Below are 21,676 nucleotides of genomic sequence, written 5' to 3' on the forward strand. Positions count from 1 at the left end.
CCAGACTGTCAAAGTTCGCAGCCATCTTTTGTACACATGCGGCTCGTGACGGTTACGGGGGCGGGCGGGATAGCCTGGACCTCGTGATCAGCGCGATACGCCTCGGGGGCAGCGAAGCCCCCGGCCTGCGCCCGGAGTGCCACAGCACCCGGGCCATGACTGATCCCCTCAGCCCGGCCCGACTGCCAAAAATGGCCAATAAGGTCCCGGGCGTCTCTCATAGCGGCATAGCGTCGACTCAGACCGGAAACCCCGTGTCGTGGCGGTACGTCGTCTTTTTCACCTACGTCACGCAACGGCGCGCGACAGGAGCCAGAGGACATGCAGACCAAGCTGGACGAAGCCAAGGCCGAGCTGCTCGCACGGGCCGCCAAGGTAGCTGACAACAGCCAGGGCGGTGGTGTCGGTGGCCCGGGCGGTACCCCCCGGGTGCATGTCGTCGCGGCCACCGGGGCCGACGACGGCACCGGGGCCGGGCAGGAGCGTCCCCGTCAGGACGTACTGCTCGCCTATCTCCAGCGCTACTACCTCCACACCGCTCCGGAGGACATCGCCGGCCGGGACCCGGTCGACGTCTTCGGCGCCGCCTCCTCCCACTACCGGCTCGCCGAGAACCGCCCGCAGGGCACGGCCAACGTCCGGGTGCACACCCCGACCGTCGAGGAGAACGGCTGGACCTGCAGCCACTCCGTCGTCGAGGTCGTCACCGACGACATGCCGTTCCTGGTCGACTCCGTCACCAACGAGCTGTCCCGCCAGGGCCGCGGCATCCACGTCGTGATCCACCCGCAGGTCATCGTCCGGCGCGACGTGACCGGCAGACTGATCGAGGTCCTCACCGAGGGCGTCGGCATCTCGACGGACCCCCAGGCCGGCCGCAAGAACGCCAAGGGGGCGAAGGACGCCAAGGCCGAGCTGCCGCACGACGCCGTCGTCGAGTCCTGGATCCACGTCGAGATCGACCGCGAGACCGACCGCGCCGACCTCAAGCAGATCCAGACCGACCTGCTGCGGGTCCTGTCCGACGTACGGGAGACCGTCGAGGACTGGGAGAAGATGCGGGACGCCGCGCTGCGCATCGCCGACGACCTGCCCGGCGAGCCGCTCGACGACCTCGCGGACGACGAGGTGAACGAGGCCAGGGAGCTGCTGCGCTGGCTCGCCGCCGACCACTTCACCTTCCTCGGCTACCGCGAGTACGAGCTGACGGACACCGACGCGCTGGCCGCAGTGCCCGGCACCGGCCTCGGCATCCTGCGCTCCGACCCGCACCACAGCGAGGACGAGGCGCACCCGGTCAGCCCCTCCTTCGACCGGCTGCCGGCCGACGCCCGGGCCAAGGCCCGCGAGCACAAGCTCCTCATCCTGACCAAGGCCAACAGCCGGGCGACCGTGCACCGCCCCAGCTACCTCGACTACGTCGGCGTGAAGAAGTTCGACGCCGACGGCAACGTCACCGGTGAGCGCCGCTTCCTCGGCCTGTTCTCGTCCGCCGCGTACACCGAGTCCGTGCGCCGGGTGCCCGTCATCCGCCGCAAGGTCGCCGAGGTGCTGGAGGGCGCGGGCTTCTCGTACAACAGCCATGACGGCCGCGACCTGCTCCAGATCCTGGAGACGTACCCCCGCGACGAGCTGTTCCAGACGCCGCCGGACCAGCTGCGCTCCATCGTCACGTCGGTGCTCTACCTCCAGGAGCGGCGACGCCTCCGGCTCTACCTGCGTCAGGACGAGTACGGGCGCTACTACTCCGCGATCGTCTATCTGCCGCGCGACCGCTACACCACCGGTGTGCGCCTGCGGCTGATCGACATCCTCAAGGAGGAGCTGAACGGCACCAGCGTCGACTTCACCGCCTGGAACACCGAGTCGATCCTCTCCCGGCTGCACTTCGTCGTCCGGGTGGCCCCGGGCAGCGAACTGCCCAGCCTCACCGACGCCGAGGCCGACCGCATCGAGGCCCGGCTCGTCGAGGCGGCCCGTTCCTGGGCCGACGGCTTCCAGGAAGCGCTGGGTGCCGAGTGCGGTGAGGAACGCGCCGCCGAGCTGCTGCGTCACTACGGGCACTCGTTCCCCGAGGGCTACAAGGCCGACCACTCGCCGCGCTCCGCCGTGGCCGACCTGGTCCACCTCGAAGCCCTCAAGGAGCACGGTGAGGACTTCGCCCTCAGCCTGTACGAGCCGGTCGGCGCCGTCCCCGGCGAGCGCCGGTTCAAGATCTACCGGACCGGTGAGCAGGTCTCCCTGTCCGCCGTCCTCCCGGCGCTCCAGCGGCTCGGTGTCGAGGTCGTCGACGAGCGTCCGTACGAGCTGCGCTGCGCGGACCGTACGCACGCCTGGATCTACGACTTCGGGCTGCGGATGCCGCAGGCCACGGCCAACGGCGGCTACCTGGCCGACGACGCCCGCGAACGGTTCCAGGAGGCCTTCGCCGCCGTGTGGACCGGCGAGGCGGAGAACGACGGCTTCAACGCGCTGGTGCTGAGTGCCGGGCTGAACTGGCGGCAGGCCATGGTGCTGCGCGCCTACGCCAAGTACCTGCGCCAGGCCGGATCCACGTTCAGCCAGGACTACATGGAGAGCACCCTCCAGAACAACGTCCACACCACCCGGCTGCTGGTCTCGCTCTTCGAGGCCCGGATGTCGCCGGAGCGTCAGAGTGCCGGTACGGAGCTGACCGACGGGCTCCTCGAAGAGCTCGACGGTGCCCTGGACCAGGTCGCCTCGCTCGACGAGGACCGGATCCTGCGGTCCTTCCTCACCGTAATCAAGGCCACCCTGCGCACCAGCTTCTTCCAGCGCGCGGACAGCGGAAAGCCGCACGGCTACGTGTCGATGAAGTTCGACCCGCAGTCCATCCCGGATCTCCCGGCGCCCCGCCCGGCGTTCGAGATCTGGGTCTACTCGCCGCGTGTCGAGGGCGTCCACCTGCGCTTCGGCAAGGTCGCCCGCGGCGGTCTGCGCTGGTCCGACCGGCGCGAGGACTTCCGTACGGAGGTCCTCGGCCTGGTCAAGGCGCAGATGGTGAAGAACACCGTCATCGTGCCGGTCGGGGCCAAGGGCGGTTTCGTCGCCAAGCAGCTTCCCGACCCGGCCGTCGACCGTGACGCCTGGATGGCCGAGGGCATCGCCTCGTACCGCACCTTCATCTCGGCGCTGCTCGACATCACCGACAACATGGTCGCCGGCGAAATCGTGCCGCCCAAGGACGTCGTCCGGCACGACGAGGACGACACCTACCTGGTCGTCGCCGCCGACAAGGGCACCGCGAAGTTCTCCGACATCGCCAACGAGGTCGCCGTCGCGTACGGCTTCTGGCTCGGTGACGCGTTCGCCTCCGGCGGTTCGGCCGGCTACGACCACAAGGGCATGGGCATCACCGCCCGTGGCGCCTGGGAGTCCGTCAAGCGGCACTTCCGGGAGCTCGGCCACGACTCGCAGACCGAGGACTTCACCGTCGTCGGCGTCGGCGACATGTCGGGCGACGTCTTCGGCAACGGGATGCTGCTCTCCGAGCACATCCGGCTCGTCGCCGCCTTCGACCACCGGCACATCTTCATCGACCCGAAGCCGGACGCCGCGACCTCGTACGCCGAGCGGCGCCGCCTCTTCGACCTGCCGCGCAGCTCCTGGGCCGACTACGACAAGGGGCTGCTCTCCGCGGGCGGCGGCATCCACCCGCGCAGCGCCAAGTCGATTCCGGTCAACGCGCACATGCGCGAGGCGCTCGGCATCGAGGCCGGAGTCACCAAGATGACGCCCGCCGACCTGATGCAGACCATCCTCAAGGCCCCCGTCGACCTGGTGTGGAACGGCGGCATCGGTACGTACATCAAGTCCTCCGCCGAGTCGAACGTGGACGTCGGGGACAAGGCCAACGACGCGATCCGCGTCAACGGCGAGGACCTGCGGGCCAAGGTCGTCGGCGAAGGCGGCAACCTCGGCGCCACCCAGCTCGGCCGTATCGAGTTCGCCCGTACGGGCGGCCGGATCAACACCGACGCGATCGACAACAGCGCCGGTGTGGACACCTCCGACCACGAGGTGAACATCAAGATCCTGCTCAACGGCCTTGTCCGGGACGGCGACATGACGGTCAAGCAGCGCAACAAGCTGCTCGCCGAGATGACCGATCAGATCGGCCATCTGGTGCTGCGCAACAACTACGCGCAGAACACCGCACTCGCCAACTCGTCCGCCCAGGCGCCCTCCCTCCTCCACGCCCAACAGCGCTTCATGCGCCGGCTGGGCCGTGACGGGTACCTCGACCGGGCCCTGGAGTTCCTGCCCACCGACCGGCAGATCCGCGAACTGCTGAGCGCGGGCAAGGGGCTCAGCCAGCCCGAGCTGGCCGTGCTGCTCGCCTACACGAAGATCACGGCGGCGCAGGAGCTGATCGGGACGAGCCTGCCGGACGACCCGCATCTCCAGAAGCTGCTGTACGCCTACTTCCCGCAGCAGCTGCGCGAGCGGTACCCGGACGCGGTCGACGGGCACGCGCTGCGGCGCGAGATCATCACCACGGTCCTGGTGAACGACACGGTGAACACCGGTGGTTCGACCTTCCTGCACCGGCTGCGGGAAGAGACCGGTGCCTCGATCGGGGAGATCGTGCGGGCGCAGTTCGCGGCCCGGGAGATCTTCGGAATGGGCGAGGTGTGGGACGCCGTCGAGGCGCTCGACAACAAGGTCCCCGCCGATGTGCAGACCCGGATCCGGCTGCACTCGCGCCGGCTCGTCGAGCGCGGTGCGCGCTGGCTGCTCGGCAACCGGCCGCAGCCGCTGGAGATCGCCGGCACGATCGACTTCTTCCGTGACGGTGTCGCGCAGGTCTGGGCCGAGCTGCCCAAGATGCTGATGGGCGCCGACCAGGAGTGGTACCAGGGAATCCTGGACGAGCTCACCGAGGCGGGTGTCCCGGACGCGCTGGCGCAGCGCGTCGCCGGATTCTCGTCGGCCTTCCCGGCGCTCGACATCGTGGCGATCGCCGACCGCACGGGCAAGGCACCGCTGGCCGTCGCCGAGGTCTACTACGACCTCGCGGACCGGCTGGGCATCACCCAGCTGATGGACCGGATCATCGAGCTGCCGAGGGCCGACCGCTGGCAGTCGATGGCCCGTGCCTCGATCCGCGAGGACCTGTACGCCGCGCACGCGGCGCTCACGGGCGACGTGCTGAGCGTGGGCAACGGCACCTCGTCACCGCAGGAGCGGTTCGAGGCGTGGGAGGAGAAGAACGCGGCGATCCTGTCGCGGTCGCGGTCCACGCTGGAGGAGATCCAGGGGTCGGACGCGTTCGACCTGGCGAACCTGTCGGTGGCGATGCGGACGATGCGGACGCTGCTGCGTACGCACGCGTAGTCATTGAGGGTTGAGGGTTGAGGGGCGAGGCGGTGCCGGGTGTGTCCGGTGCCGCCTCGCCCCTCTTTGTCTCTGCCCTCAGTCGCCGGGCGGACTTGAGATGCCGGAATCTTCGGGCAGGCTTGAAACCCCGGACACGGGCCGGGGTGGGCGGGCGGACCCCGGTGCCGGTAGGGCGGCTACTTCTTGCCCGTGAACTTCTCGTAGGCCGCTACGACCTCCTGCGCCGGGCCGTCCATCCGCAGAGTGCCCGCCTCCAGCCAGATCGCCCGGTCGCAGGTCTCGGTGATCGACTTGTTGTGGTGGCTGACCAGGAAGACCGTGCCGGCCTGCTTGCGCAGTTCGACGATCCGTTCCTTGCTGCGCCGCTGGAACCTCGCGTCGCCGGTCGACAGGGCCTCGTCGATCAGCAGCACGTCGTGGTCCTTGGCGGCGGCGATGGAGAAGCGCAGCCGGGCACCCATGCCGGAGGAGTACGTGCGCATGGGAAGGGTGATGAAGTCGCCCTTCTCGTTGATGCCGGAGAAGTCGACGATGCCGTCGTAGCGTTCGCGGATCTGCTCGCGGCTCATGCCCATCGCGAGCCCGCCGAGCACGACGTTGCGCTCGCCGGTCAGATCGCTCATCAGTGCCGCGTTCACGCCGAGCAGTGAGGGCTGGCCCTGGGTGTGGACGCGGCCCTTCGTGGCGGGCAGCAGTCCGGCGATCGCCTTCAGCAACGTCGACTTGCCCGAGCCGTTGGATCCGATCAGGCCGATCGCCTCTCCCTTGTACGCGGCGAAGCTGACCCCCTTCACGGCGTGCACCTCGCGCACTCCGGGGGACTGCCGGCGCGAGGTGAGCCGGCTGAGGGCCGAGGTGGCGCTGCCCTTCCCGGTGCGGGCGCCGTTGACCCTGTACGTGATGTGGACGTCGTCGACGACGACGGTCGGGACCCGGAGGTCTGTGCGGTCAGCCACGTCCGTAACTCTCCTCGGCCTTCCAGAAGTAGATGAATCCGCCCACGCCGCACACCAGCGCCCAGCCGGCGGCGATGGCCCACACGTGCGGGGGCAGCTGATCGCTCCCGAAGCTGTCGATGAGGGCGAACCGCATCAGGTTGATGAAGACGGCGGCCGGATTGACCTCAAGTGCCAGCTTCACGAGGTGCGGGACCTGATTGCCCTGGAGCATCGTGCCGACGCTCCACATCACGCCCGACGCGTACATCCAGGTGCGCAGGATGAACGGCGTCAGCTGGGCGATGTCCGGGGTCCGTGCGGCCAGCCGGGCCATGACCATCGAGATGCCGGTGTTGAACACGGCCTGCAGGGCCAGGGCCGGCACCGCCAGCAGCCAGGCGGTCTGCGGGTACTGGCCGAACACCAGCAGGATCAGGACCAGCGCACCCAGCGAGAAGAGCAGCTGCTGGAGCTGTTGCAGGGCCAGTGCGATCGGCAGCGAGGCGCGTGGGAAGTGCAGGGCGCGTACGAGCCCGATGTTGCCGCTGATCGCACGGGTGCCCACGGTGATCGACGAGCTGGTGAAGGTCCAGATGAAGACGCCGGTGACCAGGAACGGGACGTAGTCCGGGACGCCGTGCTTCGTCTTCATCAGGACGCCGAAGATGAAGTAGTAGACCGTCGCGTTGAGCAGCGGGGTCATGATCTGCCAGATCTGGCCGAGCTTCGCCTGGCTGTACTGGGCGGTGAGCTTGGCGGTGGCGAACGCGGTGATGAAGTGCCGCCGCCCCCACAGTTGCCGGACGTACACCGGCAGGGTCGGACGGGCTCCACTCACGGTCAGCTCGTGGCGGGCCGCCAGGGCGGCGAGCTCGCCCGGGGCGTACACGGGCGGGGAGGTGGACGGCGGGGCGTCCACCGGGGCCTGGGCTGTTGTCTGGCTCACCACGATCGCTTTCGACGGAAGGCGGGAAGGCGGGAAGGCGGGAAGGCGGGAAGGCGGGAATGGATCACAGGAGCGACGGAACGGGACCGTATCGTCGCAACGCCGAGGGTAAGACGCACTGACGTCGCTACGCAACCGTTTCGTCGTCGCGGACTATGATTCGGCCATGACCACCGACCCGGGAAGCCGCCGCCGTGCCCCCGCCGGAGCCGCCGTGCTGCGCGAGGACGTGACCGATGCGATCCGCGCCGCGGTCTTCGAGGAGCTGGCCGCGGTCGGCTTCGCCCGGATGTCGATCGAGGGCATCGCGCGGCGGGCAGGCGTCGGCAAGACCGCCGTCTACCGCCGCTGGAAGTCCAAACTGCACCTGGTCCTGGACCTGGTCTCGGCCGTCGCGGTGCAGGGCATGCCGGCCCCGGCCACCGGTTCGCTGTACGGGGACGTCCGGGCCGTGCTCGAACTGGCCGCGTACGCCCTGCGCCACCCGCTCGCCTCCCAGGTCATCCCGGACCTGCTCGTCGAGGCGGCCCGCAGCCCGGAGATCTCCGACACCATCAAGGCCGCACTGCTCGACCCGCAGCAGGGCATCGCCGCGGTGGTCGTACGCGACGCCGTGGCGCGCGGGGAACTGCCGCAGGACAGCGATCCGGACCGCGCCCTCGACCTGATCGTCGGGCCCCTCTACTGGCGGCTCGCGGTCGTCAGGGGCGAGCTGCCCGCGGGCTATCTGGACGACCTGGCGGCTTCGGCCGTGGCCGCGCTCACCCGGTGACCGCGGGGCGGGGCCGTGGCGCCGGCGTCCGGCGTCAGCACGGATGAACGCGACGTCACTCGTTGGGGACCGTAACCGGTGACCCCCGGCCGTTCACGGGGTTGAGCCATACGGATAGCCAGGCCCCCGATGAACGGACGTGCTCACCATGCCGCCACGGCTCAGTGTCGTTGTCCCCGTCTACAACGTGGAACCCTTCCTGACCGACTGCCTGAAGTCCCTCGCGGAGCAGACCGTCACCGACCTCGAAGTGGTGATGGTCGACGACGGGTCCACCGACGGCAGCGCGGCCCTGGCCGCCGGGTTCGCCGCACAGGACGACCGCTTCCGCCTGGTCAGTCAGGAGAACGGCGGACTTGGGCACGCCCGGAACACCGGTGTCCGCAACTGCGACCCGGCCGCCCGCTACCTCGCCTTCGTCGACAGCGACGACGTCGTCCCGCCGCGCGCGTACGAGCTGCTGATCGGCGCCCTGGAGAAGACCGGCTCGGATCTGGCGTCCGGCAATGTGCTGCGGCTGCGGGCCGGCGGCAGGCTCCAGCAGTCGCCCATGTTCCGGGGGCCCATGGCGACGACGCGGCTGCGCACCCACATCTCCCGTGACCGGCAGCTCGCCGGTGACCGGATCGCCTGCAACAAGGTCTTCCGGCGCTCCTTCTGGGACGAGCACGCGTTCGCCTTCCCTGTCGGCGTGCTCTACGAGGACACTCCGGTCGTACTGCCCGCCCACTTCCTGGCCGGCTCCGTCGACATCGTGAAGGACCCCGTCTACCACTGGCGGGACCGCCCCGGCTCGATCACCGCCGACCGGGCCGTCGTCCGCGGCGTCCGCGACCGGGTCTCGCACGTGCAGGGCGTCTCCACCTTCCTGGCGGCGAACCGCACGGTCGCCGACAAGAAGCTCTACGAGGCGCATGTCCTCGCCGACGACCTCTGGTACTTCATGGAGGTCCTGCCCGAAGGCGACGAGGCGTACCGCGCCGCCTTCCTGACGCACACCAACGCATTCATGGACCAGGTCGACCCGGCGGTGCTCGACGGGCTCCCGTTGCGGCTGCGGCTGATGTGGCACCTCGTGCGCGAGCGCCGCATGGAGGAACTGCTGGCCCTGCTCGCCTTCGACAAGCAGGAGCCCGGTGCGTTCGCCGTACGGGGCGTGCGCCGTCGGCGGGCCGCCTACCCGGCGCTGACCCGGCCGGTGCCGGGCCGGGTGCTGCGCGTCGGCGACGCCGATCTGCCATTGGTCGCCCGGCTGCGAGAGGTGCGCTGGCAGGACGGCAAGCTGCACCTGAAGGGGTACGCGTACATCCGCAACCTGCCCGTCGCCTCGGGCCCCACCGAATTCCGGGCCGGCTGGCTGCGGGCGGGCGGACGGCAGGTGGTCCCGCTGCGGCTGCGCCGGACCGGCGAGCCGGAGGCCACCGCGCGCTCCCGGCAGAGCCTGCACGACTACGACCGGTCCGGCTTCGAGACGGTTCTCGACCCCGCCAGACTCCGCATCGCCGCGGACGGCCCGGCCGACCACGTCACCTGGCGCCTGGAGATCGGCGTCGCGAGGAACGGGCTGCTGCGGCGTTCCGCACCCTCCACCACCGAGGCCCCCGTAGCCCCGCCCGTGTACCGCCCGGACGGCGATCACCGGATCGTGCCGGTCTTCGACGCCGACCGGCTGGTCCTGCACGCCGAGCGGATCGACGCGCGCTTCGAGACGCACCGCGCGGGCGGGACGAGCGACGGGGCGCAGGTGGGCGGCGGGACGAACGACGGCACGCACCGCGCGGGCGGGACGGGCGACGGGGCGCAGGTGGGCGGCGGGACGAACGACGGCACGCACCGCGCGGGCGGGACGGGCGACGGGGCGGCCACCGTCGTCGTCGACGGCATGCTCCGGGACCGGCTCGGTGGCCAGGACCTGCGACTGGGCCTCACCCACCGCCCCTCCGGCACCGTCTTCGAGTGCCCGGTCACGGTGCACGAGGACGCCGCGCCCTCGGCAGCGGGCTGGCGGCGCTTCACTGCCGGGATTCCCCTCGCCGCACTCCTCGACGCCAGGCCGGCATCCACCGGGGCGCAGACAGGCATCTCGTACAGCGTCCATCTCATCGGCCCCGGCGGCCGCCGGACCCCCATCGATGTGCCGGGTCCCGTCGCGACGGGCCGCTACCCGCTCGCGCCGGCCGCCGGTGAACCCCGCGAGCTCGCCCTCACCGTGAGCGCGCGCGGCAATCTGCTGATCAGCGACCGCCCCGTGCAGCCCACCGTCGAACTGGCCGCCTGGACACAGGACGGGAAGCTGCTCCTGGAAGGCGGATTCCCGGATCCCGGGCGCCCGGTCGAGCTCGTGGCCCGGCACAGCGGCCATCACGAGGAGGCGGTCTTCCCGGTCGCGTTCACCGGACCGCAGGACGAAAGGCGGTTCACGGCCGAGCTGCGGCCGGACGCCGTCGAGATGTGCGGGGGCGGAGAGCTGCCGCTGGGGGAGGGCAACTGGTACTTCTTCCTGCGTGAGAAGGGCGCCGCCGACGAGACCCGCGATGCCGCCCTGCGCCTCCCGGCCGCCGCCCATCACACCCTGCCCGCGGCCCGCACCCTGGCGGGCCGTTCGTACGCCATCGAGCGGCGCTTCCACGACCAGCTGCTGCTGAGCTGCGCACCCCCGCTCGACGTTGCGGAGCGCGGCCTCCGCGCCAGGCGGCAGCTCAGCAGGGCCTACGCGGCACAGCGCACCGCGGCGCTGCGCGAGACGGTGCTGTTCAGCAGCTTCGACGGCCGTCAGTACTCGGATTCCCCGCGTGCCGTCCACGAGGAGCTGACCCGGCGGGGGACCGGTCTGGAACATCTGTGGGTGGTGAGCGACGGACAGGCGCGCATCCCGGCCGGGGCCACCGCCGTGGAGCACGGCTCGGCGGCCTGGCACGAGGCACTGGCCCGTAGCAGGCACATCGTCACCAACACCCAGCTGCCCGAGTGGTTCGAGCGGCGCGAGGGCCAGACCGTCGTCCAGACCTGGCACGGCACCCCGCTCAAGCGCATCGGACTCGATCTCGCCGGCACCGCCCAGGCGAACCCCGCCTACATCGCCACCCTCGAACAGCGCGCCCGGCAGTGGAGCTTCCTGGTCTCCCCGAACACGTACTCCACCCCCGTGCTCCGCCGCTCCTTCGGCTTCGAGGGCGAGGTCCTGGAATGCGGATATCCCCGCAGCGACCTCTTCCACGCCCCGGACCGGACCAAGATCGCCGCTGCGGTACGGGAGACCCTCGGGATTCCCGACGGCAAGCAGGTCGTGCTCTACGCGCCGACCTGGCGCGACGACCAGCCGAAGAACCGCGGCCGCTACACCATGGACCTGCGGCTCGACCTCGCCGCCGCCGAGCGCGAACTGGGTGCGGACACCGTCCTGCTGGTGCGCCGTCACTACCTGGTCGCCGACCGGCTCCCGGACAGCGGTACGGGATTCGTCCGCGACGTCTCGCGCTATCCGGAGGTCGGAGAGCTGATGCTGATCAGCGACGCGCTGGTGACCGACTACTCCTCGATGATGTTCGACTTCGCGCAGACCGGCCGCCCGATGCTGTTCCACACCTACGACCTGGAGCACTACCGCGACACGCTGCGCGGGTTCGCCTTCGACTTCGAGTCGCGGGCCCCCGGCCCGCTGATCCCGGACTCCGCGGATCTCGTCGAGGCGCTGCGTGACCCGGTCCGGGCGACCGCGGGACACGCGGGGGCGTACGAGGCGTTCCGGCGGGACTTCTGCGACCTCGACGACGGCCGGGCTGCCGCCCGGGTGGCCGACCGGATGCTGTAGTCCGCACCCCTGTGCCGCACCCGCACCCGCACCGCACCCGGACCGGTGCGGATGCGGGGTGAACTGCGCGGTGAAGTGTGGGTCGATGCGGTGGTGAACTTGAATTGACGCACGAACTGTCCGAACTGCATGAACCGTTCGAGTGATTCGGAGAATGTGGCGTTTGCGCGGACGTGCAGGGAATCCGAGCCGTGGTCCGGACAAATATGCTCATCGGTGCGTCACGCGGCGTCCTCGGGTTGCTACGTTTTGTTTTCATGGGTATCCGAATGTGGTGCGAAACCTTGGATGTGCGACGGGCCAGAGCTGCTGTACTCGTTGCTGCGGCGGCCGGCCTTCTCGTCCGCATGGTCATCGCGGCGAATTCCCCGGGACCCGCCGATGTGCGCTTCTTCCAGGGCTTCGCCAAGGCCGTCGCCGTGCACGGCCCCATTCGAATCTATGAGCAGTCACTGCCCGGACTGCCCGTCTACAACCATCCGCCGCTGGCCGGCTGGATGCTGCTCGGACTGAACAGCCTTTCGGAATTCGGAATGTCGTTCGCCACGCTGATCAGGTGGCCCGCCTCGATTGCCGATTTCCTCTGTGTCCTGCTCGTGTTCGAAATTGTCCGCAGGCGTACAGCGCTGCGTACGGCGGTGCTGTGCGCGGTCGGGGTGGCCCTCAGCCCGGTGCTGATCGCCACCTCCGGCTATCACGGCAACACCGACGCGGTCGCCGTCATGTTCGCCCTGGCCGCCGCCCACCTGCTGGCCGACCGCAGGTCCCCGCTCGCCGCGGGGGTGGCCGCGGCGCTCTCGATCAGCGTCAAGTTCGTCCCGGTCGTGGCGATCCCGGTGCTGTTCGTCGCCGCGCTGCGGGCGGGCCGGCCGGTGCTGGTCCGCTTCGCCGCGGGGTTCACCGCCGTGTCCGCGCTGGTCTGGGGGCCGGTCCTCGCGACCGTGCCGCAGGACCTCCAGCGGAACGTCCTGGAGTATGCGGGCGGCAGCTACCGCTTCTGGGGGCTGGTCCGGTTCGCCGACGTGTTCGGCCTGCCGGATTCCGTCATCACCTTCATGCAGGGCGGCGGCCATTTCCTCTTCGTCCTGCTGTGCGTGGCCGCAGGCGTCCGGCTCGCGTGGCTGCGGCCCGCGCAGTTGCCCGGCATCGTCGCCGTCACGCTCGGCCTGCTGCTCCTTCTGTCCACCGCCTCCGGACTGCAGTACCTGACCTGGGCGGCTGCCGGAATGTTCGCCCTCGGGTTCTGGGAGGGGTTCGCGTACAGCTGTGTGCTCGGACTGACCGCCGTTCTCGGCTACAGCGGACGCTCCGCCGTGCGCTGGAGCGAGCCGGTGCTGTACCTGGGCGCCGCCGGCTGGATCGTCCTCGCGGCCGGACTGGCCACCGGCGCCCACCGACTTCTCACCGCGCGGCCGGGCGCGGACCCGCCCGGCCGTTCCGGCCGGGCGGAGGTCTCCGCGCCCCGTACCTCCCAGCCCTCCGGTTCCGCCGTCACCTGACCGCCGCGCCGGAGCGCCGCGCCGGAGCGGCGCCCGTCACCGTCCCCTCCCTGATCACAGTCACGAGCACCGAGTGCAACTGGAGAACGCCCCGTGAAGGAAAGCCCGAGTCCCAGGATCGGCATCCTGGTGGTCGCGTACAACGCGGAGAACACGCTGGAGAAGACCCTCGACCGGATTCCGGAGGATTTCCGGTCCCGGGTCGACGAGATTCTCATTCTCGACGACGCGAGTCATGACGCGACGTTCACCGCCGGCTGCCGCTGGTCGCAGGCCGAGGGAATGCCGCGCACCGTGGTGATGCGGCACACCAAGAACCTCGGTTACGGGGGGAACCAGAAAGCCGGATACGCGCTGGCGGCCGCGCACGGACTCGACATCATCGTGCTGCTGCACGGCGACGGACAGTACGCCCCCGAACTGCTTCCCGAAATGGTCGCCCCGATCGAACGCGGTGAATGCGAAGCCGTGTTCGGGTCGCGGATGATGAAATCAGGCAGCGCCCTCAAGGGTGGCATGCCGATGTACAAGTGGCTGGGCAACCGTATTCTCACCCGGCTGGAGAACGGACTGCTCGGATCGAAGCTCACCGAATTCCACTCGGGGTACCGCGCCTACAGCGTCGAGGCGCTGAAGAAGCTGCCCATCGACCGGAACACGGACGCGTTCGACTTCGACACCCAGATCATCGTCCAGCTGCTGAACGCGGGAATGCGGATCAAGGAGATCCCGGTTCCCACGTACTACGGCGACGAGATCTGCTACGTCAACGGCATGAAGTACGCGAAGGACGTCGTCAAGGACGTCCTCGAATACCGCCTGGCCGTCAAGGGGTTCGGCACCTGTGCCTGGATCCCCAAGCCCGTCGAGTACGCCTTCAAGGAGGGCGACGGCTCCTCGCACGCGGTCATCCTGGAGAAGATGCGGAAGATGCCCCCCGGCCGGGTCCTGGACCTCGGCTGTTCCGGCGGGCTGTTCGCACAGCGCCTCGAAGCGCTCGGCCACGAGGTGACCGGGGTCGACTACGTCGAGGTGCCCGGTGTGCGTGAGAAGTGCACCCACTTCCATCTCGCCAACCTTGAGGAGGGGCTGCCGGACGGGATCGGCACCGGCTTCGACTACGTGGTGGCCGGGGACGTCATCGAGCACCTCTCCCGCCCCGAACGGGTGCTCGCCGAGGTCGCCACCGTGCTGCGGCCCGGCGGCGAGGTACTGCTCTCCGTGCCGAACTTCAGCCACTGGTACTCAAGGCTGCGGGTCGCCGTCGGGGCCTTCGACTACGACCGCCGCGGCATCCTCGACGAAACGCATCTGCGCTTCTTCACCCGGTCCAGCCTGCGCCGCACCGTACGGGCCGCGGGCTACGACGTCCTGGACATCGCCTCGACCGGGGCGCCGTTCTGGTCGCTCCTGGGCCGTGGGCCGCTCGCCGCCGTACTCGGCGGGGTGTCGAGGCTGCTGACCAGAATCCGGCCGACCTTGTTCGGCTATCAGCACGTCGCACTGCTCACCCCGCATGCGGCCGAGACGATCATCGCTGGAGAGCACGTCGATGTACAGGACATCCTCAACCGACAGTACGTCCCTGCCGACCGGGTCGGCGTCTGAGGCGACGATCCCCGAACCCACCCCCGCCCCGGCATCCGAGTCCCGGGCCGCCGCAGTCAGGAGCAAGGCCTTGACCCTCCCCAGTCTGATCCTGCTGCTGTTCGCCGTGTTCTCGTCGGCGGGTGGCCAGATCATGCTCAAGCACGGGATGAAGGGCGCCGTCGCCACCGCCGGGCGGGACGGCGGCTCGGTTGCGCTGCGCGCCGCCACCAGCCCATGGGTCGTACTCGGTCTGGTCGTCTTCGCGGTGTCCGCACTCGCCTGGATGTCGGCGCTGGCCAAGGTGCCGCTCTCCATCGCCTATCCGTTCAACGCTCTCGGCTACCTGCTGATCGTGGGGGCCGGGGCCACGGTGCTGCACGAGCGGACCTCGATGTGGACCTGGGGCGGTTCGCTGCTCGTGGTGGTGGGCCTCGCCACGGTCATGGCGGGCCAGCAACGCTGAGACCGGCCGGCATACGCCGAAGGGCCCGCCACCCGGTGGCGGGCCCTTCGGCGTATGCCGTCGGTCAGACCGTCGTGGCCGGGGCGGGTTCCTCGCCCAGCAGCACCCGGCGCACCACACGCTCGGCGGCCCGGCCGTCGTCGTACGGGCAGAAGCGGGCACGGAAGGCCGTCAGCAGTTCCTTGCTCGCCGGACCGTCCCAGCTGCCGTCGTTGAACAGCCGCGCCAGCTCGTCCGTGGTCGTGGCCACGGCGCCCGGGGTCTCGCCGGGCTTGCCGGACAGCAGGTCGAAGACGACGCCGCGGACCGTGCGGTACGTCTCCCAGTCCGGGGCGTGCACCACGATCGGGCGGTTCAGGTGCGCGTAGTCGAACATCACCGACGAGTAGTCCGTGATCAGCGCGTCGGCCGCCAGACAGAGGTCCTCGATCCGCGGGTGGTCGCTGACGTCGATGACCGACGGGTTCTCGGGCAGCCCCGCGCCCCCGTAGAAGTAGTGCGCACGCACCATGACCACGGTGTCCGGCCCGACCGCGGCGCAGAACCGCTCCAGGTCCAGGCGGCTGGTGAAGGCCGCCTCGTAGTCGCGGTGGGTGGGTGCGTACAGCAGGGCGCGCTGCCCGGGCCGGATACCGAGGCCCTCGCGGACCGCCAGGACCTGTTCGGCGGTCGCCGAGGTGAGGACGTCGTTGCGCGGGTATCCCGTCTCCAGGCTCCGTGCGGCGCCCGGGAAGGCGCGCGCCCACACCTCGGTGGAGTGCGGATTGGCGGAGACGCTCCAGTCCCACCGGTCGACACGCTTGAGCAACCGGTCGAAGTTCAGCCCCTGGGCCGCCGCCGGATAGTCCTGCTGGTCCAGGCCCATGATCTTCAGGGGGGTGCCGTGATGCGTCATCACATGCACCTGGCCGGGGCGCTTGACGACGTGGTCGGGGAAGTTGACGTTGTTGAAGAAGTACGTGGCGCGGGCCACGGTCGCCCAGTAGCGGCGGGTGCCGGGCACCACGTGGTCGATGCCCTCCGGCAGGGACTCCACCTGGTTCCTGGAGACCACCCACACCCCGCGCACCCCCGGTGCGAGCTCCCGGGCCTTGCGGAAGACGGCCTCCGGATTGCAGCTGACCCCGCGGTTCCAGTACGCGGCGTAGACGGCGAGCCCGCGGTCCAGCGGGAGCTTGCGCTGCCACCAGTAGTAGCGCTTGCTCAGACTGCGCTTGGCCCGGTCCCGCACCGCGTCCGGCGCTGCCCGCAGTCCGCGGCGCAGGGCCAGGACCGTGTCGAGGCCGCCGAGCACGGCGTACCGGCCGCCGCCGATCAGCCGGGGACGCAGCCCTCGCGCGCCGCCCGGGAAGCGGTGCCCGTCGGGCCGGTACGCGCGGTGGAAGGCGGCGACGGCGCGTACGTAGCGCCTGCGCCGGCGCGTCACCGTGGGGTAGCCGGACAGCAGCTCCTGGACGGCCCGTTCGAAGAGCATCGGCTGCACCGCGAGCAGCCGGGGGCGCTCGCGGACGAACTCCATCAGCCCGGCGTACGCGTCCACGAGCTCGGCGGGGGCCGCGTCCGGCGTCGCCTCGTCGTCGAGGCCGGGCAGGTAGCGCTGCTGGCGGTGCTCCACCAGGGCGGCGGGCAGGACGGCCACGGAATCGGCCGCGGCGAGCGTCTGGAGGGCGTACATCCGCTCCCCGTGCCGTCCGGGCCCGAAGGTCAGCTTCTCGCCCTCGTGGAGGGTGCGGCGCACCGCCCGGTTCCAGGACACCGGGGCGAGGTCGAGCAGCGCGGACTGTCCGGACGCGGCCAGCGGGCCGTCGGACAGCTCGCCCAGCAGCTCCAGGGACCTGCTGGGCCGGGAACGCCCGCGGAACGGCCGCTTGTGATGGCCGAACAGCAGCAGATCGGGGTCGCCGGCCGTCCCGATCCGGTCGGCCACGGCCGACAGCGCGTCCGGCAGGAGGACGAAGTGGGCCTCCAGGAACATCAGATAGTCCCCGACGGCCCGCTCGGCCCCGGCGTTGCGGCACCCGTCCGGACCCGCGCCGTCCGGGAGGTGGATGGCCTGCACCCTGCTGTCCCGGGCGGCGAACTCGTCGAGCAGCAGCCCCGAACCGTCCGGCGCCCCGTCGTCGACGCCGATCACCTCGATGTCCGTGAACGACTGGGAGAGCACCGACTCCAGGCATTCGCGCAGACTTCCCCGGGCGCGGCGGACGGGGACGATGACACTGAGGCGAGGCATACGGACTCTCTCTCGGACACGGGCGGGCGGAGCAGCAGGGGCCGGGGCGCTGCGCATCCGGATGCGCGCGCCGACAGTGGGGGCGGGTACTCCGTAAACGCCCGATGGAGTGACGGGGTTACGCCGGGCCCCTGCGGCCACGCGAAACGCCAAGCAGGGGCAGTCCTGTTGGAGTAAGCAGGACTGCCCCTGATTGACGTGCGTATGTGCGACTCGTGCGGTGGTGCGGTTACTTGACCGCGCCCGCCATCACGCCGGAGACGAACTGGCGCTGGAAGGCGAAGAACACCGCGAGCGGAATCACCATCGACATGAAGGCGCCGGGCGCCAGTACGTCGATGTTGTTGCCGAACTGCCGTACCTGCTGCTGGAGCGCCACGGTGATCGGCGGGGAACCGGAGTCCGCGAAGATCAGTGCGACCAGCATGTCGTTCCACACCCAGAGGAACTGGAAGATCCCGAGCGAGGCGATCGCCGGCCCGCCCAGCGGCATCACGACCCGGGTGAAGAGCCGGATCTCGCCCGCCCCGTCGAGCCGCGCGGCCTCCAGCAGCTCCCGCGGGATCTCCGCGAAGAAGTTGCGCAGCAGGAAGATCGCGAAGGGCAGACCGAAGGCCGTGTGGAAGATGATCACGCCGAAGGTCGTCTCGAAGATCCCGACCACGCCGAAGAGCTTGGAGACCGGGATCAGGGCGACCTGCACCGGGACCACCAGCAGCCCCACGACCAGCAGGAACCACCAGTCGCGGCCCGGGAACTCCATCCAGGCGAACGCGTATCCGGCGAGCGAACCGATCACCACGACCAGGACCGTCGAAGGGACGGTGATCAGGACCGTGCTGAGCAGCGAGTCGGTGAAGGTCGGATTGTCCAGCAGCCGGGAGTAGTTGTCGAAGGTCAGCTCGGACGGGACGGTGAAGATCTTCCACCACCCGGTCGCCGCGATCTTGTCCGCGCTGCGCAGCGAGGACAGGAACAGTCCGACGGTCGGCATCAGCCAGAACAAGGCCACCAGGATCAGGACGACCCGCATCACACCGCCGCCCGCCAGGGCCGCGATCCGTGTGCCGAGGGGCCGCCCGGCCTTCGCCGTGCCGGTGTCCGGGGCGTCGCCCGTACCGGCGGGCGCGGCCGTGGTCGAGGGTGTCGTCATCGGCGCCCCTCCTTCCGTATCCGCCTGATGTTGAAGAGCATCACCGGGACGACCAGCAGCAGGAGCAGTACGGCGATGGCGCTGCCGATCCCCAGATCCGCGTCCGTGCCGAACGACGACCGGTACAGCTGGAGCGCCAGCACGTTCGCGTCGTCCTGCGAGGAGCCCGGCGCGATGATGAAGACCAGGTCGAAGACCTTCAGGACGTTGATCATCAGCGTCACCAGCACCACCGCGAGGACCGGGGCGAGCATCGGTACGGTGATCCGGTGGAACACCTGCCACTCGTTGGCCCCGTCCACCCGGGCCGCTTCCAGGAGTTCGCGCGGCAGGCCCGCCAGGCCGGCCGCGATCAGCACCATGGCGAAGCCGGCCCACATCCAGACGTAACTCCCGATGATGCCGGGCGTCACGAACGACGGGCCGAGCCATTCCACCCCGTTGTACGGCTCCTTGAAGTTCGAGGCCGGGAGCCGGAGTTCGGCCCCGTCCGCGGAGGCGGGCAGGGTGAACACCCCGTCGGCGCCGGCCGTGGCGGAGGCGACCACCTTGCCGTCCTTGACGGCCTCCACCTTGATGCCCTTGAGCCCCAGCTCCTTGGCGTCGATGACATTGGGTTTGCCCCCGCCGCCCTTGGTGAAGTCCAGCCATGCGGTGCCGGTGATCTTCCCGTCCCCGCCGGTCTGCGGGGCGCGGGCCGGTTTCGCGTCGGTGGGCATCTTCGCGGGCAGCACCCCGACCAGCGGCAGCTGGACCGGCTCCCCGGCCCGTACCGGCACCTTCGTCACGAAGGAACCGCCGCCCGCCGCCTTCAGCGGATGGACGGGCAGCGGGTGGGCCTTGGGGAAGCCCGCCGACTCGGCGAACGTGTCGTGCACGCCCACCCATACGGCGTTGGCGACCCCGCGCTCCGGTGCCTGGTCGTACACCAGCCGGAAGATGATGCCGGCGGCGAGCATCGAGATCGCCATCGGCATGAAGACGATCAGCTTGAACGCCGTTCCCCAGCGGATCCGTTCCGTCAGTACCGCGAAGATCAGACCGAGTGCGGTGGCGACGGTCGGGGCGAAGACCACCCAGATCGCGTTGTTCTTGACCGCCGTACGGATGGTGTCGTCCGTGAACAGCGCCTTGTAGTTGTCGAACCCGGCGAATCCGGTGCCCGCCTGGTCGAAGAACGACCGGTAGACGGAGTACACGATCGGATACACCACGAGCGCGCCGAGCAGCACCAGCGCGGGCAGCAGGAAGAGCGCCGCGATGATCCTGCGGGTGCCGGTCACGCTCCTGCGGGTGGGCACCTTACGGAGGGGCGGCTGCCCGCGCACGGGCTCCCCGGGCACGGGCTCCCTGGGGGCGGGTACCGAGGTCCCGCCGGTCGGTTGCTTGCCGGCGGGTACCGAAGTCCCGCCGGGCGATTGCTTGTCGGCGGGGAGCGCCTCGTCGGCGCCCCCCGCTGCGGCTGTCGTCATCGCGTCAGCTCTTGTACGCCTTGGCCGCGTCGGACTCCAGTTTCGCCTGGGTCCCCGCGATGTCCTTCGGGTTCTTCAGGAAGTCCTGGAGGGTCTTCCACTCGCCCTTTCCGGGCGTCCCGCCGAACGACTGCGGAGCCTGGTCGGACATGTCGAACCGGACGGCGTCACCGGCCGCGATCAGCGCCTTCGCCATCGTGCGCTGCACCTCGTTGGGGTACGAGGTGGCCTCCAGGGCCTTGTTCGGTGAGATGAACCCACCCTGCTCGGCCCAGATCTTCGCCGCGTCGGTGGAGGCCAGCCAGGTCAGCAGGGCCTGGGCGCCCTTGCTGTCCTTCAGGGCCACCGCCGCGTCGCCACCGGTCACCACGGGCGACTCGGCGCCGACCGCGGGGAACGGGAACACCTTGGCGTCCGTACCGATCTTGGCCTTCGTCTGCGCGATGTTGACGCCGACGAAGTCGCCCTCGAAGACCATGGCGCCCTTGGGCTGGTCACCGCCGGTGAAGGTCTGGGTGACCGAGGCCGGGAACTCCGTCTGCAGCGCGCCATCGGCGCCGCCCGCGATCAGGGCGGGCTTCCCGAAGAGCTGCGCCAGCGTGGTCAGCGCGTCCTTGACGGACGGATCCGTCCACTTGATCTTGTGCTGGGCCAGCTGGTCGTACTTCTCCGGGCCCGCCTGGGAGAGATAGATGTTCTCGAACCAGTCGGTGAGCGTCCAGCCGTCCGCGCCGGCGACCGAGACCGGGGTGATACCCGAGGCGGACACCGTCTCCGCGGTCGCCAGGAAGTCCTTCCAGGTCTTCGGCTCACTCGCGCCCGCGTTCTCGAACGCCTTGGCGTTGTACCAGATCAGGGACTTGTTGGCGGCCTTGAAGTACACGCCGTACTGGGTGCCGTCGACCGCGCCGAGGTCCTGCCAGACCTTGGAGTAGTTCTTGGCGAGCTGGGCCTTCGCCTCGGCTCCGACCGGCTTCGCCCACTTCTTCTCGGCGGCCTGCTTGATGGCGCCGACCTGCGGGATCATCGCGACGTCCGGCGGCTGGCCGCCCGCGATCTTCGTCCCGAGGAAGTTCACGATCGGGTCCTGCGCCGGGACGAAGGTCACCGTCGCGCCCGTGCGCTTCTCGAACTCCTTCAGAACCTTGACGAAGTTGGCCTGCTCGGGCCCGGTCCAGACCGCGGCGACCGAGATCTTCTCGCCGTCCAGTTTCGGTAAGGCGACGCTCGACGCGTTCTCCTTGCCCTTGGACGAGCTGTCCCCGTCCTTCGTGCCCTTCTTTCCGCCGTCACCGTCGTCGCCGCAGCCGGTGAGGGCCAGTGCGCCGATGGCGGTGAACACCATGGCGGCCCTGCGAATCCGAACCGTTGTGCGCATCCCTGCCCCGTCTCTTCTGTGCGCTTGCACGGACCGGCAACCGTCGGACTTCCGATGGTG

The 21,676-nt window shown here is 69.9% G+C and carries 12 protein-coding genes; 6 read left to right on the forward strand and 6 right to left on the reverse strand.

The genetic code is table 11. From position 1 onward, the window contains the following. Window positions 1-321: 321 nt before the first annotated feature. Window positions 322-5,358 carry an NAD-glutamate dehydrogenase gene (locus tag ACIOEW_RS00110; RefSeq protein ID WP_401959980.1) on the forward strand — a complete coding sequence of 1,679 codons (5,037 nt, stop codon included), beginning with the start codon at window positions 322-324 and terminating at the stop codon, window positions 5,356-5,358. 179 nt (window positions 5,359-5,537) lie between these two features. On the opposite strand, the gene ACIOEW_RS00115 is transcribed toward ACIOEW_RS00110, so the two are convergent. Both ACIOEW_RS00115 and ACIOEW_RS00120 read right to left on the reverse strand, forming a co-directional pair. Further along, window positions 5,538-6,317, reverse strand: a complete 780-nt coding sequence (locus ACIOEW_RS00115) for an ABC transporter ATP-binding protein (RefSeq protein ID WP_401959982.1) — start codon at window positions 6,315-6,317, stop codon at window positions 5,538-5,540. Further along, window positions 6,310-7,248 carry an ABC transporter permease gene (locus ACIOEW_RS00120; RefSeq protein WP_401959985.1) on the reverse strand — a complete coding sequence of 313 codons (939 nt, stop codon included), beginning with the start codon at window positions 7,246-7,248 and terminating at the stop codon, window positions 6,310-6,312. The genes ACIOEW_RS00115 and ACIOEW_RS00120 overlap by 8 nt, the downstream gene beginning before the upstream one ends. 163 nt (window positions 7,249-7,411) lie before the next feature. Between ACIOEW_RS00120 and ACIOEW_RS00125 the strand changes: the two genes are divergently transcribed. The 5 genes from ACIOEW_RS00125 to ACIOEW_RS00145 all read left to right on the forward strand — a co-directional run bounded on the left by ACIOEW_RS00125 (window position 7,412) and on the right by ACIOEW_RS00145 (window position 15,380). After that, window positions 7,412-8,017 carry a TetR/AcrR family transcriptional regulator gene (locus ACIOEW_RS00125; RefSeq protein ID WP_351002091.1) on the forward strand — a complete coding sequence of 202 codons (606 nt, stop codon included), beginning with the start codon at window positions 7,412-7,414 and terminating at the stop codon, window positions 8,015-8,017. A gap of 139 nt (window positions 8,018-8,156) precedes the next feature. Then, window positions 8,157-11,828, forward strand: a complete 3,672-nt coding sequence (locus ACIOEW_RS00130; protein WP_401959987.1) for a CDP-glycerol glycerophosphotransferase family protein — start codon at window positions 8,157-8,159, stop codon at window positions 11,826-11,828. 257 nt (window positions 11,829-12,085) lie between these two features. Continuing rightward, the gene (locus ACIOEW_RS00135; RefSeq protein ID WP_401959990.1) at window positions 12,086-13,327 is read left to right on the forward strand and encodes a glycosyltransferase family 39 protein; all 1,242 of its coding nucleotides are present in this window, start codon (window positions 12,086-12,088) and stop codon (window positions 13,325-13,327) included. A 93-nt stretch (window positions 13,328-13,420) separates the two neighbouring features. Continuing rightward, complete coding sequence (locus ACIOEW_RS00140; RefSeq protein WP_401959992.1) at window positions 13,421-14,935, forward strand: methyltransferase domain-containing protein; 1,515 nt, start codon at window positions 13,421-13,423, stop codon at window positions 14,933-14,935. 70 nt (window positions 14,936-15,005) lie between these two features. After that, complete coding sequence (locus ACIOEW_RS00145; RefSeq protein WP_401959994.1) at window positions 15,006-15,380, forward strand: hypothetical protein; 375 nt, start codon at window positions 15,006-15,008, stop codon at window positions 15,378-15,380. A gap of 64 nt (window positions 15,381-15,444) precedes the next feature. On the opposite strand, the gene ACIOEW_RS00150 is transcribed toward ACIOEW_RS00145, so the two are convergent. From ACIOEW_RS00150 to ACIOEW_RS00165, 4 genes are all read right to left on the reverse strand, one after another. After that, window positions 15,445-17,613, reverse strand: coding sequence for a CDP-glycerol glycerophosphotransferase family protein (locus ACIOEW_RS00150; protein ID WP_401959996.1), 2,169 nt, complete (start codon window positions 17,611-17,613; stop codon window positions 15,445-15,447). Between the two features lie 229 nt (window positions 17,614-17,842). After that, complete coding sequence (locus ACIOEW_RS00155; protein ID WP_401959997.1) at window positions 17,843-18,766, reverse strand: carbohydrate ABC transporter permease; 924 nt, start codon at window positions 18,764-18,766, stop codon at window positions 17,843-17,845. Continuing rightward, window positions 18,763-20,049 carry a carbohydrate ABC transporter permease gene (locus tag ACIOEW_RS00160; protein ID WP_401961458.1) on the reverse strand — a complete coding sequence of 429 codons (1,287 nt, stop codon included), beginning with the start codon at window positions 20,047-20,049 and terminating at the stop codon, window positions 18,763-18,765. The genes ACIOEW_RS00155 and ACIOEW_RS00160 overlap by 4 nt, the downstream gene beginning before the upstream one ends. Window positions 20,050-20,242: 193 nt before the next feature. Then, window positions 20,243-21,616 (reverse strand): ABC transporter substrate-binding protein, encoded by a 1,374-nt coding sequence (locus ACIOEW_RS00165; RefSeq protein WP_401960000.1) that lies wholly within the window; start codon window positions 21,614-21,616, stop codon window positions 20,243-20,245. Window positions 21,617-21,676: the final 60 nt, after the last annotated feature.

Source organism: Streptomyces sp. NPDC087901, assembly GCF_044742205.1.
Lineage (GTDB): Bacteria > Actinomycetota > Actinomycetes > Streptomycetales > Streptomycetaceae > Streptomyces.